Consider the following 12,251-nt stretch of genomic DNA (forward strand, 5'->3'; position numbering starts at 1 on the left):
CAGCATCATAGACGAAAAACCCGCGCAGAGGGAGCGAAAATCATGGCTGACTTTACCAAGCGGGGTGACCTGCAGTGGCGGGCGCGCGTCAGGCGGCGTGGCCACCCCACGCAGTCAGCCACGTTTGAGACGCGCGCAGAGGCGGAGGCCTGGGCCCGGGACATCGAGTCTCGGATGGACAAGGGCAGCTTCAAGGACAAGTCGGCGCTCAAGGGCGAGCTGTTCGGTGAGCTCCTGAAGAAGTATCGCCTCGAAGTGACGCCCGGCAAGAAGGGCGCCAAGAAGGAGGCGTATCTGCTCCAGCAGCTCGAATCGAGCGGCTTGGGCAAGCTCGAGATCGCCAAGATCGATCCGGCGGACATTCGCGACTACCGCAACGCGCGGCTCGAAGAGGTGTCTGGATCCACGGTGATCAGGGCGCTGAACGTGATCTCGGTAGTGTTCAACCACGCCATTTCGGAATGGAACGAATACCGCGGCCTCACAAACCCCGTGGCGACCGTGGCGCACCCTAAGAAGAACAAGGCACGCACGAGACGATATGCGCCGGGGGAGATGGAGGCGATCATCGCGGAGACCCGGTCACCTGTGCTGGTCGATCTCATCCCTGTCGCCGTGGATACGACGATGCGGCGCAGCGAGATGGTGAACCTCGACTGGGCCGACGTTCTCTTCAAGACGGACACGATCGTGCTCTACGACACCAAGAACGGGGAAGGGCGCACCGTCCCGATGACGCCGCGCGTCAAAGAGATCCTGTGGCGCCGGAAGGAGGCGGCTGGCGGGGCGAAGGCGACTGGAAAGGTGTTCCCGGTTCAGCCTGACTCGGTGACGCAGGCGTTCGGGCGGGCGCGGGACCGTGCGAGGGAGAAATACGTGAAGGCGTGCCTGGCGCGGGGGAAGGAGCCGAACCCGAAGTTGTTCGTCGACCTGGCGCTGCACGACTCGCGCCACGAAGGCACGAGCCGGCTATTCGAGAATCACGGGTTCAACATCATGGAGGCCGCGTCGGTGACGGGTCACAAGGATCTGCGGATGCTCAGGCGCTACACGCACCTGGACACGCAAAGGCTGGCTGAACGGCTCAAAAAGACAGGTTAGCCAAGCGCGCGGCGCGCTCCTTGGCCTCGCGTTTGGTGGGGCGCCCAGGACCGCGGCGCTTTTCGATGACGGGCTCAGAGGCCAGTGACGAAGCCGGGGTCTCAACCTCCTTCGCTTCGTAGATGATCGGCTGCCCGCCTTCCAAATGCACAATGAGGTCGTGGATTGCGACCAGAGGTCTCTTGCCCGTCGAACCCAGATAGGTCACACGCACGGGGAACTTGCTCAGCGCGTGCAGGTTATAGGCTGTCTTGGGCGTCATGCCCATCGCCACGCCGGCTTTAACCAGGGGTAGGTAAAGCTTGCCCGGAAATTGGGCCAGAACGAGTTCGCGGGGTGTCATGTGTTTCGTCTCCATAGGAACACTAGGGACAACTTATTATAGGCAGCGCTAACTCTAATATTGGAACTCCCCTAGTTGGGCTATCCCATCGGCCGCCTTTGTGGCGCAACAGAAAGTCGCCCAGAGGGCCGCCTCGCTATCAATCGGGATCGCCCGGTCGTAGAGCCGCGCCAGCTCTTCATATTCCTGGCCGTTGGTGATGTCCAGCACGGTCTGCCGCAGTCCCAGCATTGGCTGGACGTAGCCGCCGTGGGATACCTCCCAGAACACGTAGGGAAGCCGGAAGTGCCGCGGGAATTGTTCGGCCACGCGAACAGCCAGGTCGGTCAGGCTGTCCATCTCCAGGTAGTCGCGCCAGGTCAGCTCGATCACCTGCTCGCAGGTCAGCTCGCACTCCATGCCGAACACGAGCGCCGCCCGGCGGGCCGGCGTGGTCTGCTCCAGCCAGGCGCGAATCTCGCCTAGGGTCACCCGCACTTCGGGCACCGCGAAATAGCATGCCTTCGGTATGGACGAGAGCCGGCCGTCTGTCACAGCCTCCCACATGGTCTTCATCAGCGCCTCAACTTGACGCTTGGCGGTGAAGTGCCGTGCAGTCGCGACGTGCAACTGCAGGAAGGCGCGCAGGTCAGCGGTGGTCAGCGTTTCGACCTTTCGGCCCCAGAGCGGGCACTGCATCAGCAGCCCAACGGATGGCTGCTGGCCCAGCAGTTCACTTACGAGCATTCTCTTCTCCTACAAACTCGGCAAGCAGCTTCTCCACGTGCGCTTCGATTGCCTCAAGGGCGATCTGGTGCATCGAGTGGGGCGAGCGCTCGGCAAGGAATTTCAACTTCAGGTGCGGGGGCTCATCGAGACGCAGGGTGTAGCCAACCTTGATGCGTGGATTGGCGCCGGCCCAGGGGAGCGTTCCCTTGTAGACCTGCGCCGGCGCAGCGGAGGTCCAGTCTTCGTTGTTGCGCAGGCGCGCGGCAAGATCGGTGGAGGATGGTAGGGGCTTGAGTCCGCTCATGCGAAGACCTCGTCGTAGAGTGCCTGAATCTCGTGGGCTGCCTTCGCATTATCGCCGGCCGCCAGCTCGCACACCGCCACACCGTCGCGCGCGGCCCGCCGAAACGATACGCGCTCGTGGATGGTCGTTCGCGCAACACCCAGCGTCTGGTGGCATTCCCGCAAGTATTCGCGCATCTCGCGGTCCTCGCGCAGCGATGGATTGGGCGAGGCCAGGTTCGCGCACACCAGCGGGCGTAGTGCCTCGTTGCCGCGGGCGCGCGCGTCGTAGAGCATTTGCTCCATTGGCGTGAGGGTCCAGATATCGAACTGGCTGGGTTTGACTGGAATGACCATGCGGTCCGCGATCATGGTGGCCGCGCGCAGCTCCAGGCTGTCCCGGCCGCCGGCGTCGACAATGATGGTGTCGAACTTGTCGCGCAGCTTCGCGATGTCATAGCCGGTGGACGGACCTGTCTTGCTCATGAAGGTGATCTTCGGCAGGTTTGGGCGCTCGGACGCCTCGCGCACGCTGGACCATACCGTCGATGAAACGTTGCTGTCCGTGTCAACGAGAAGCACGTCCTGGCCCCGCGCCGCGCAGAGCACTGCCAAATTGGTGGCGACGGTGGTCTCGCCGGTGCCGCACTTGTCCGATCCAACGAGCACGATCATGTGATCTCCAGCCATATGGAATGGGTGCAAGTGCGATGCAACCATTCGGTGGTAAACGATGCGCTGCGGTGTGGTGTGATACCGCGCGCTAAGCCAATGCTGGCGCGGCGCTACGTGAGCAGACCGCTAAGTTTCTTCAGTCGTTCGGGGGACGAGTGCAGGTATTCCTGCGTCGTGGTGATCGAGGCGTGCCCCATGAGGGTCATGACGCCATACACGTCGGCGCCGCGCTCGACGAGGTTGGTCGCAAAGCTGCGCCGGCCAGAATGAGATGAGCCCGGCACACCCGCGGCACGGTAGAGGTTGCCGATCAGCCGCTGCATGGTGTTGGCGCTGAACCCGTCGCCCTTCTGCGAAAGGAAGAGCGGCCGTTCGGGTGCGCGCGTTCCGCGGGTGCGCAGGTAGGCTTGAATCGATGCGCGGGTGCCTGGGTGGACGAGGTAGACCTCGCGGAACTTGGCGCCCTTCGTCATGTGCTTGAGCAGCCGCACGGCGTCGCGCAGCTCGCCCTGACGCGTGAGCACGTCGCCGAGCGTCAGCGCCGCAAGCTCTTTGGCGCGCAGACCGAGGTAGTGGGAGATGTGAAGGATCGCGCTGTTGCGAGCCGCATTGGGCCCGCACAGGCTTCGGAGCACGAAATCGAGGGTGCTGGGATCGATGTAGGGCGCTTTGCCCTGCTTGCTCGCCCTTGGAGATGACCTCCAAAGATCCTTATTGTAGGAAGGCGAGCCTCAAATTTTGCGTTACGGCTTTAGGGTCGAGACGCAATCAGAAAGATGGCGACTGGATGCTGCGAGGATCACGCCGCCGACTATGTCGGCTTGTGTAAACCAGCCATCCCTCGTCCTTTCGATGAATTGCACCGACGCGAGTCGTTCCTTCGTCGTCGCTCGGGGCGTGCCTGCAAGGATTGTCTCCTCCTGAGCACGAAAGCCGACCGCGTAGTCTGTAAGCTGTCGACCGTCTTTGCCCGTTTCTTTGTGCATGACAAATATGGACGCCCGTGGCTTTTCCCACGTCGTCGGCGGCCCGCCTTTCAAGAGGTCAATTTCCAGCTTTGTCCCGTCCCACTTCAGGGTTAGCGGTTCGAACGGCGCGATGCGGCCCGAACGGCTCACCGCAAAGGCCGGGACAGGATCTGCGATCGCGGTAGCGGAGCAGGCGCCAAGGACAAGCGCAAACACTACACTCTTCATCTGATTATCCAAATTTGAACGTTCGGGCGGGAAGAGAATTTACGTCATAGTTTGAGTTCTGTGCGACAGGCCCCGATAGACCACGCACTGGCATTCACCACTATGCCGTCATTGAACTCAACCGCCCTGTATGTCCCCTGGACAGCCCGACCCGCTGTATTGGTGAGTAACGAAATCGTGAAGTGCCAGTATGTTTTCTGCCCCTTTCGGCCACCTTCTCGCGAAACGCGGGATTCTTTGGTGCGAAAGCCTGCTTCAACCAGGCCGCGCGTGTCAGGGCTCTGCAATGGCATCTCGAAATAGAGCGCTTCGGGATTTTGCCATTCAAGCGTATGCCCATTCCGAAGGGTGCTCAAGACTTGACCATCCCATTTCGCGGTAAAGGCGGTTCTGTCCGAAGAGGTATCGGTGCAGGTCACTTCAAAATGGGGCACAGGCTTCGCGAACGCTATGCCGGAACATGCGGCAAGTGCCAGCGCGATCAGCGCTTTTTTCATCTTTCTGTCCAAAGTTCGAGTTGATAAGGAGTGGTTGAGAGCACCGCACCCTATGGTTTCTGGATGCAGGGATTCGAGGCGAAATATTCCATCAGATACTCACCTTGCCCAAATCCGGCGGCGCTGGGCGTTTGTTGTCGAGTGATGCGGGTCGTGTTCGCTCCCTCTGCCTTCAGCATCAGAATCGTCAGGGGCTGCCGGAACCAGCCGTAGCCTTGTTTCTGATTGAGGTAGCCGTCAGGCTTGGGTTCACTCATCCAAACTCTGGATGTCACCGTCTGGACGCCTTTCTCGAAAAGGCAGTCAAGGGGCGCTTGCACCAGCTCCGTCCGGTTGATGGGGAGCTGCTGAATTTCTTCATAGCTCGGAGCCGTGACGCAGCCGCTTAGACTCAGGGCGGTTGCCGGGATCAGCGCTTTCAAGTTCATAGTCCGTCCAAATGAAGTAACGTAGACGGAAACGAAAGACCCGCGGGCTTCCGAGACGAACGTCCAAAAATAGACCATTGGAGAATGCGTCCAAAGATCCTCGTGGCGGGAAATCGAGTCTCCAATCACCGATCCAGGGTTGAAGTGCAGTCCGCAAGGCTTCCATCGGCGACACCGGAAAGCCGATTTTCGAAGAGAAAGGCCAAGTTGTAGGAGCCAGCGCGCAATTTGCCGTTTGCATCGGCAGTAAGGTTGATGGACACGTATGTGTGTCTCTGTTGGCTCAGTCCATTGAAGCTGAGCGCGACATAGTTCAGCGGCGGCTGCGATGCGCGCATATCGGCGTCCAGGCTCTCCACACTCAGACGAGAACCCGTGCCTTTGGTCTCCATTTTCAGGGTTCGGCCGTCCCACTTTACCGTCATGGGAACTGGCGGGGTCTTTGCGATTGAGCAGTGCAGAACAAAAGGAGGCACGCGATCCGCAAGAGCGGGCGCGGAACAGGCCGAAAGTGCGAAGGCGATCAGTGCTTTCTTCATAGAGGTGTGCGAATTCATTGCTGGCGCGGGTTGCGAGCGGGAATGCCCCAAAAGGGATCTTTTAGGGCATTCCATAAAATTTCTCCCGTACCAAGGCTCAGAGACTCACGACTTCTTCCAAGTGCAATTGCGGTATTCGTTTACCGTGGGTGCTAGCGCGACGCCCTCCGGCGTTACAAGTGACCACACCACCTTGGCAGACAGCTGTTTATTGTCGCGCTCGAAAACTTGGTAAGTCCGGGAAATTCGGTCGCCATTCGGGTTGACCGCCACGACGAAGCCGTAATTTGTGGAGACGACGCTGGTGGCATCACGTTGCACGAAATGAACGGGCTTAAAGCTGGTGGTCTTTCGTTCCTTCTCCCCCGTTGTGTAGGTCGTCGTCATCTCAGCGCCATCCCAATGAAAGCGGATCGGACGCGCATCTTCCTTTCCGGTTTCATAGACCTGAATCTTGCATTCGATGTCGAACGCTGCATACGCCGGCGAGGTGATCGCGGCTGCCAAAAACAGGGCGCCAATTACGGACTTTTTCATAGCTTTTATCCCGTGGGGGGTGAAAAAAAGCCCTAAAGCGCGTTTTAGGGCATTGTTTAATGTGTGCTTTCCTGACCCGACTGAGTCAGCCCAGTGCAGAATCATACAAAATGTTAAGCCATTCGGGCGTCAGGCCTTCTTCCCATCTTTCCTGCTGTCCTGCGCGGCCTTCAGTTCTTCTTGTTGGATACCTGCTTTTGGAGCACCGCGGTTAAAGGTAAATGCATCGGAGGAGCGCATATTCGGATCCCAAATTGGCGCGTTCTTTCCTAACTGCATGCGTGAAATGCTAGCTCTCGGTCGCCTCGCACGGCAACGGAAAATTATCGACTCTTAGTTCATAAAGGCGGCTTGAGCGATTTTCATATCGCGGAACTCCCAAAGTGCGCCGTTAGGGCGAGCAGGTGGGCTTCAAATTTTGACATTACCCCCGCACATGTGCAGGCCGTCTGTCGCGACGGTGTTGAAACCGAGGTCTGGAAAATGACCCATGGCAGCTTTTCGCGTAGATCCGGAAGAGGTTGAAATCCATTTACATTTCAGCCGTCGCTTTCGCATAGAGAATGATCATCAGTATAAATAACTGCGCTGCGACGGACGTTCGAGAAGCTAGTCAGTAGCACGCATCCAACCGCAGATCGGTTACCGATGAGCCTGCAACGCGCGCGCACGGTCTGCCTTTGAGAACAATGGGTTGGGGCTCAATGCTGGCAGAATGTGACCGTTTTGACTAAGTTGCTGCTCGCGGGCCGCATGCTTTGGAGGAGCTTCTCCTGGTCGATCCGGTGAACGACGACCTCTGGGCCTAATCACGCCGAACACGCGTTTCGTTTTCGATTCCATTTCGCACAGCGGGACCGACCACCTGCGCCAGCGCACCAACGCCAGCCTGTGCTTTGAGCGCCTGGCCGAGCACGAGGCGCGGTCGGCGGCCGGCCAGCACATCGGGGGCTGAACATGGCAGCACGCTACAGCCATGCTTTCACGCTCGGATTCGAGTTGGAGACCGAGAGCGCTGATGGGGAGGACGCCACCGGTGCCCAACTCCGGGTCGCCATTCTTTCTCTGCTGCAGGAACTGACCGATGCCCAGCTCGTGGCAGCCTGCGGCGCGCCGTTCGACAGCCACGAGGTGGGGCAATGAAGGCGATATCTGAGAAGGTCTGGTATACCGCGGCAAACGCCTGGGGCCGCGACACGAGGGTCTGCCGGCAAGAGTTCGTTGTCGAAGAGGCGGACATCAACCGGGTGTTGGACCACCATGTTGGCTATCGCCATCGCGCCTATCAGGTTCAACGCGCGGACGTCGGTCGCACCCGCACGGTCTACACGGATGGCACAGGCTGGACCTGCTGGGTCTTCAACCTGGAGCAGAAATGAAAACCTACTCCCAAACCGCAATCACCGGCGACGAGTGGCGAACCATCGAAGAAGTGATGGAATTCTGCGAGATCACCCCTAAGGAAGGCGACCGGGTCCGGGCATTGCTCGAGACGCGCGCCAGGGACACCAGCTTGCCGTTCCGTGCCTACCACGCCGCGCACGCGGCATGCGCTCAGGTGGTGCGAGAGCGCTCCGGCAAGGCACATGAAGGAGAGAAATGATGGCCGACCAAATCCCGAAAGCCGGCGACTTGCGCGTGTGGTGGATACCCCAGGTGCCCGGCGAAGCATTTCACGCAGATGTGGCGACGCCCGATGAGGGCAAGAAGCTGCTCGACGTGCTGGCGCGCTATGACCAGTTCCAGTTCGCGCAGCGGATCAAAGGGGACTACTCCAACGTCGGCGGCCTGGCAGTGTTTGGCGCAGACGGGGAGTGGACCGAATGGGAATGCCCCGACACGTGGGTGGATATCCACGAGTGGGAGCCGAACCCTGAACCGCCGCTGTTCTCGGCGACGAACTCCTCCGTTCTGTCGACTCATTGGCTGCAGTGGCACCGGAAGGCATATGGATCTTCGCTGCGAAGCGCCATTGCAGCGGGCCGCGCGTTGATGAGGTCGCAGATCAAGGCGGGCACCTGATGGACGAGGTCATCAGCTACATGAAGCACCGCGGCTGGCTGGAGGATGGCCAGGTCGTCCGCAGCCCCAAGGGAGACATCTTCGGCTCGTGGAGCGAAGCGGTCACTGCCTGCATCTATTTCGCGGTGCTGTGATGCGCGACCATATCCATGAGACGGTGCGAATGGAAGACCTGTGCGTGGGCGACACCATCGAAGTTTTCAATCCTCATTTGCTAATACACGCAAAGATGTAATGCTGATAACCGCACTTGTGGCCTCCATTTCCGCCGACGTGGACCAGTTTTAGCTGGCGATCGGGGCCGCAGACGGATTGAGCGTGAGCATTTACGTCGGTGTAACAGTAGAGTCGCGGTTGATAGTAGGCGGTCGATCCGACGTCGCGTTCTCCTGTGCTGATCGTATGAAACTCGACGCTAACGTTGTTTAGACGAGCTTGGAGTTGATTTGCTACTTCCTTCGAAGCCGCGGCGTCTATGAGGGCCTGATTCCGATCCGCTAGGGCTTTTCCATAAAGCGCTTTGGATTGGGAGGCCAATTCGAATCCATAGAGCTCGTCCTCTATCAGGTCAACGGTATAAGGCCCAAGAGATGTTGATACGCCAATTGTGGTTCTGGGATAGACGGTTGATTTGGGCGCTGGATTGCCCTTCCGTGTGCATGTGATAGTGAAATTCTGCGTGATTTTTAGCGATTTGCTGCCGTCGAGGGTGATGGCGGAGCCGTCTTTCGAAAAACCGGTGCTCCTGCATGAAACGAGCTTAGGGTCGTATGTGATGGCATCGAGCGACGCAGCGGTATACGCATTGGTTTGTTCACCAAAGATCAGCACGGATCTCGGTGGTTGTTCCTGATGGGTTAACCGTAGGCCTCGTCTTTCGAGTGCTATGCACTCATTAAAGCTTCGCAGGGCGGCCACCACTACCTCGTTACGGACGTCAGTCGCGGTCGAGGAGAAAAAGTTCTGTTGCGCCCCAACCTTGCAGAACTCTTCCATTTTTGTCTTCGCGTCAGTGCTGGTAAGCGAAAATTTATATGGAATTTGCTTTACCGTTGCCTCAAGTCCAATGCCCAGTGAGGACTGATTTACCTCACCGCTCTTCGAGCAGTGAAGACTGAAGAAATAAGAAAGTTCGGTTTGTTGACGGTATGCCTCGGTCACGTTTCTTGTGGAGTTCGCGTAGACCGCAGCGCACTCTGAGGCATGAGCGTTAGTTGTAGCGGCCGACAAAACGAGGAACAGAAACACGTTGCCTAGTCGCGAAGAGTTCGCTAGTGACATTCGCATCTCCCGTAAACCGAGCTCAAAAGACTTGAGGCGGCGGTTCGTGCTTTTTAATTGACGGTTGACCCCCGCGCCACTAGCTTGAAGAATGAACGGTTTGTATCCAACGCTCCGAACCGGTTGGCATCCGGGCGAGGCGGGTGTTGCAGTAGACTCCCGCAATCCGAGGGAGGAAATCGCATGGACGAGAAGGTCGTAGTCGCCATTCATGAGCTGGCGAACGCACTAGCGGGGTTGGGTGGCTGGCAGCAGCAGTTGGTGTCTTTAGCGATCCTGGTGGTGGTCGCCGGCACTGGATCGTTTTTCGGGGCCTACCTCAAGACGCGCGCCACGAACGCAGCGATGGCTGATGACCTAGATGCGATCAAAAGGCAGCTCGCCGCCACTACCCATACGACGAAGTCAATCGAGGCTCAGATCAGCAAGCGCGGAGAGTTGCACAGCTTGCGAATCAAGAAGCTGGAAGACTTGATGGAGAAATTCCTAGACGCGCGAGAGACCTACCGGGATGCGTTCAACGCGATTCAGTCGCCCGAGGGCGTGGATTCCACAGTGGAAGACTCCTTTCCAAGCTTTTTGATGCTCGCCAAATTCTACTTTCCGCAGTTCGAAATTCCTCTAAAGGCCTTCTATGAGAGCTGGATGGTGTGTCTCAGGGAGGCTTCCTTGTGCCGTCGGGCCATTTTGGCGCGGGCGGACGCGCAAGACCCCGCCGGCCTCGTTGAGTTGGCTCTGAGGAATTGGGAATCACAGGGCTTTCCGCTGAAGGACGCGGCCGAGGTCAAAAGCCTGTATCTCGAACGGCAGCTAATCGATGCCATGCACCAGCTCCTCTCGCAAGCGGAACCCGAAGAAGCCGGGCACGCGCCCGCATAATCTCTGTCTCGGTGCTGCACACCAAGCACCGCGAGCTTTACCAAACACTAGGCATGGTGTGACTTTCGACCCCATCTGGCACGCGCTCGATGGGGTCTTTTTTCGCGCAAATTCGCCTATTCCAAGCCCAAGTTTGGACTTTGGTTTGTAAGTCATTGATAACTAACAAATTATTGACCGACCGCAGCTCCGAAGATGGAAACAAGCTCCCGATGAGAGCCGACCAGGATCGAAGGACGCGATTAAACGACGCAGAAGCGCGCCGAGCCCTGCGGACTAGGGCGAATACTCCCGAATGATACGAAGCCCGCAGCGCCCCGAGTATCAAGCGAGGCATGCCCCAATCGAACGCAGAGCAGAAGACCCGAGAAGACCCGAACCCGGCGCTTTCACCGTAAGCGGAAAGAGCGAGCCCGCGAGCCACCACGAAGACCAGCACCGGATCGGACGTAGACGAATCGCATAGAGAGGATGCGCACAACACCACGTCGGACCACCCACACCGGAGAGGGAGGAGATCGCCTACAGGGACAAGCCGAATAGAGAGGAATAGCCCACAGAGAGGGAGACCTCCACGGATAGAGAGGAGCACTCCAATCCCCATACGGAGAGACATCCCATTTCCCATAGGCAGTCATCGCCTGTCTCCAAGCTAGGGAGGGATGAATCGTGGAGAGGCACGAAGCAGGGTAGGAAGGAAGCAAAGCAGCAAAGGTAAGGTTTTGGGGCTTCGCCTCTTGTTCTAAACGCGCTTGCCTGGCGAAAACTCAGCCCCCGCCAATTTGTGTTCGGCGCCCTCGCAGTCACCCGGGCATCCAATTTTCATATACGGCGCGCTCCTAGTTCGCACGGCATCCTCCCTATAGAGAAGGACAACATTCACGCCGCCTGGCTATGCACGGGTCACAGCTAGGCACGCGGCACGGGCGCTCCAGCTCAAACCTTCGCAGATACACGACCGGCACTCCGGACTAGGCGTATTGTGGATGCGGCGTTTCAATCGGGGATGGTGATGTGTGGCATGAAAACGCTGCCTGTGCTACCTGAGTAGTAAATACTCGAGCTTACGAACAGCGAACAAGCCATCAGTGCAGCACCAACAACAATCGCTATAACACCCGGGGAGTGGCTGATTAATTTAACGCGGGGAAGCTGACTCGCGGCTGCCGCAGCCCCGGAAACTTCACTCGCCTTTTCGTGAGCGAAGAACGAGACTGCTAACCCCGCGAATGAAATGCCTCCGCCGATTAACACCACAACGAGACGCAAAAGTATTAGGTTGGCGTGCCCCAACGTAGTCGCAGTGAAGACAAGGTCCGTATCCACTTTCTCAATCACGGTTAGGATCCGCATTTGCGTTATCGCGACCAACGATAGCAATGCAGCGAGCAGCACACACAGGGTCGCGCCGAGTCCCAGCCAGATCATCGTTTGCCATTTTGGCGCGGAAGCTTCCCCTGTTGACATACCGGCCTCTCTTCTGGATTTGAGACTCGCCACTGGTTCGGGGTCAGTGAGAATGTGCAATCGGACCCGCAGAGATTGGTAGCACCTCTACGCGCCTGCCGCATACCCAATTTGGCGTATCGCACGATTGGCCGCAAGATGCAGAGGTCTCCAAGGGTCTTTAGGACGGTCTTTTGAGGGGTCTTTTCAGGAGTCTTTTTCGTCCTGTTTTTCGACCAGGCGCGGCGTTCGCTTCTAGGCCCGCAAATCCCCCATGCGGTTGACCTCTACCAGCGCCCATTGGGTCGGCAAAACTG

20 protein-coding genes are annotated in these 12,251 nt (G+C 58.4%); 7 read left to right on the forward strand and 13 right to left on the reverse strand.

The window, feature by feature from the left end:
- The first annotated feature begins 42 nt into the window (after positions 1-42).
- The gene (locus tag MHZ91_RS15185) at positions 43-1,101 is read left to right on the forward strand and encodes a site-specific integrase (protein WP_239214387.1); all 1,059 of its coding nucleotides are present in this window, start codon (positions 43-45) and stop codon (positions 1,099-1,101) included.
- On the opposite strand, the gene MHZ91_RS15190 is transcribed toward MHZ91_RS15185, so the two are convergent.
- The 11 genes from MHZ91_RS15190 to MHZ91_RS15240 all read right to left on the reverse strand — a co-directional run bounded on the left by MHZ91_RS15190 (position 1,085) and on the right by MHZ91_RS15240 (position 6,585).
- Entirely contained in the window at positions 1,085-1,444 is a 360-nt protein-coding gene (locus MHZ91_RS15190) for a hypothetical protein (RefSeq protein ID WP_239214388.1), read from the reverse strand. The genes MHZ91_RS15185 and MHZ91_RS15190 overlap by 17 nt on opposite strands.
- A gap of 54 nt (positions 1,445-1,498) precedes the next feature.
- Positions 1,499-2,170, reverse strand: coding sequence for a hypothetical protein (locus tag MHZ91_RS15195; protein ID WP_239214389.1), 672 nt, complete (start codon positions 2,168-2,170; stop codon positions 1,499-1,501).
- A complete protein-coding gene (locus MHZ91_RS15200) occupies positions 2,157-2,456 on the reverse strand; it encodes a hypothetical protein (protein ID WP_239214390.1) in 300 nt (99 codons plus the stop codon). The genes MHZ91_RS15195 and MHZ91_RS15200 overlap by 14 nt, the downstream gene beginning before the upstream one ends.
- Positions 2,453-3,109, reverse strand: a complete 657-nt coding sequence (locus MHZ91_RS15205; protein WP_239214391.1) for an AAA family ATPase — start codon at positions 3,107-3,109, stop codon at positions 2,453-2,455. Before MHZ91_RS15205 ends, MHZ91_RS15200 begins: the two co-directional genes overlap by 4 nt.
- Before the next feature lie 110 nt (positions 3,110-3,219).
- On the reverse strand, positions 3,220-3,744 hold the full coding sequence (locus MHZ91_RS15210) for a tyrosine-type recombinase/integrase (RefSeq protein ID WP_239214392.1): 525 nt from the start codon (positions 3,742-3,744) through the stop codon (positions 3,220-3,222).
- 108 nt (positions 3,745-3,852) lie between these two features.
- Entirely contained in the window at positions 3,853-4,305 is a 453-nt protein-coding gene (locus tag MHZ91_RS15215; RefSeq protein WP_239214393.1) for a hypothetical protein, read from the reverse strand.
- 44 nt (positions 4,306-4,349) lie between these two features.
- Entirely contained in the window at positions 4,350-4,802 is a 453-nt protein-coding gene (locus tag MHZ91_RS15220) for a hypothetical protein (RefSeq protein WP_239214395.1), read from the reverse strand.
- Between the two features lie 50 nt (positions 4,803-4,852).
- On the reverse strand, positions 4,853-5,224 hold the full coding sequence (locus MHZ91_RS15225) for a hypothetical protein (protein ID WP_239214397.1): 372 nt from the start codon (positions 5,222-5,224) through the stop codon (positions 4,853-4,855).
- A 131-nt stretch (positions 5,225-5,355) separates the two neighbouring features.
- The gene (locus tag MHZ91_RS15230; protein ID WP_239214400.1) at positions 5,356-5,769 is read right to left on the reverse strand and encodes a hypothetical protein; all 414 of its coding nucleotides are present in this window, start codon (positions 5,767-5,769) and stop codon (positions 5,356-5,358) included.
- Between the two features lie 105 nt (positions 5,770-5,874).
- The gene (locus tag MHZ91_RS15235; protein WP_239214402.1) at positions 5,875-6,306 is read right to left on the reverse strand and encodes a hypothetical protein; all 432 of its coding nucleotides are present in this window, start codon (positions 6,304-6,306) and stop codon (positions 5,875-5,877) included.
- Between the two features lie 129 nt (positions 6,307-6,435).
- A complete protein-coding gene (locus MHZ91_RS15240; RefSeq protein ID WP_239214404.1) occupies positions 6,436-6,585 on the reverse strand; it encodes a hypothetical protein in 150 nt (49 codons plus the stop codon).
- Positions 6,586-7,263: 678 nt separating this feature from the next.
- On the opposite strand from MHZ91_RS15240, the gene MHZ91_RS15245 reads away from it, so the two are divergent.
- From MHZ91_RS15245 to MHZ91_RS28275, 5 genes are read left to right on the forward strand one after another with little or no spacing between them, the layout of a single operon-like run.
- A complete protein-coding gene (locus MHZ91_RS15245; protein WP_239214405.1) occupies positions 7,264-7,449 on the forward strand; it encodes a hypothetical protein in 186 nt (61 codons plus the stop codon).
- Positions 7,446-7,685, forward strand: coding sequence for a hypothetical protein (locus tag MHZ91_RS15250; RefSeq protein ID WP_239214407.1), 240 nt, complete (start codon positions 7,446-7,448; stop codon positions 7,683-7,685). Before MHZ91_RS15245 ends, MHZ91_RS15250 begins: the two co-directional genes overlap by 4 nt.
- Complete coding sequence (locus MHZ91_RS15255; protein ID WP_239214409.1) at positions 7,682-7,909, forward strand: hypothetical protein; 228 nt, start codon at positions 7,682-7,684, stop codon at positions 7,907-7,909. Before MHZ91_RS15250 ends, MHZ91_RS15255 begins: the two co-directional genes overlap by 4 nt.
- Complete coding sequence (locus tag MHZ91_RS15260; protein WP_239214410.1) at positions 7,906-8,328, forward strand: hypothetical protein; 423 nt, start codon at positions 7,906-7,908, stop codon at positions 8,326-8,328. Before MHZ91_RS15255 ends, MHZ91_RS15260 begins: the two co-directional genes overlap by 4 nt.
- Entirely contained in the window at positions 8,328-8,462 is a 135-nt protein-coding gene (locus MHZ91_RS28275) for a hypothetical protein (RefSeq protein WP_255809726.1), read from the forward strand. The genes MHZ91_RS15260 and MHZ91_RS28275 overlap by 1 nt, the downstream gene beginning before the upstream one ends.
- Positions 8,463-8,535: 73 nt before the next feature.
- Here MHZ91_RS28275 and MHZ91_RS15265 read toward each other — a convergent pair whose 3' ends face one another.
- On the reverse strand, positions 8,536-9,822 hold the full coding sequence (locus MHZ91_RS15265; RefSeq protein WP_239214411.1) for a hypothetical protein: 1,287 nt from the start codon (positions 9,820-9,822) through the stop codon (positions 8,536-8,538).
- Between MHZ91_RS15265 and MHZ91_RS15270 the strand changes: the two genes are divergently transcribed.
- The gene (locus MHZ91_RS15270) at positions 9,793-10,488 is read left to right on the forward strand and encodes a hypothetical protein (protein ID WP_239214413.1); all 696 of its coding nucleotides are present in this window, start codon (positions 9,793-9,795) and stop codon (positions 10,486-10,488) included. The genes MHZ91_RS15265 and MHZ91_RS15270 overlap by 30 nt on opposite strands.
- A 996-nt stretch (positions 10,489-11,484) precedes the next feature.
- Here MHZ91_RS15270 and MHZ91_RS15275 read toward each other — a convergent pair.
- On the reverse strand, positions 11,485-11,955 hold the full coding sequence (locus MHZ91_RS15275; RefSeq protein WP_239214415.1) for a hypothetical protein: 471 nt from the start codon (positions 11,953-11,955) through the stop codon (positions 11,485-11,487).
- Positions 11,956-12,251 lie beyond the last annotated feature (296 nt).

The organism is Achromobacter sp. ACRQX (assembly GCF_022346505.1).
Taxonomy (GTDB): domain Bacteria; phylum Pseudomonadota; class Gammaproteobacteria; order Burkholderiales; family Burkholderiaceae_B; genus Achromobacter; species Achromobacter animicus.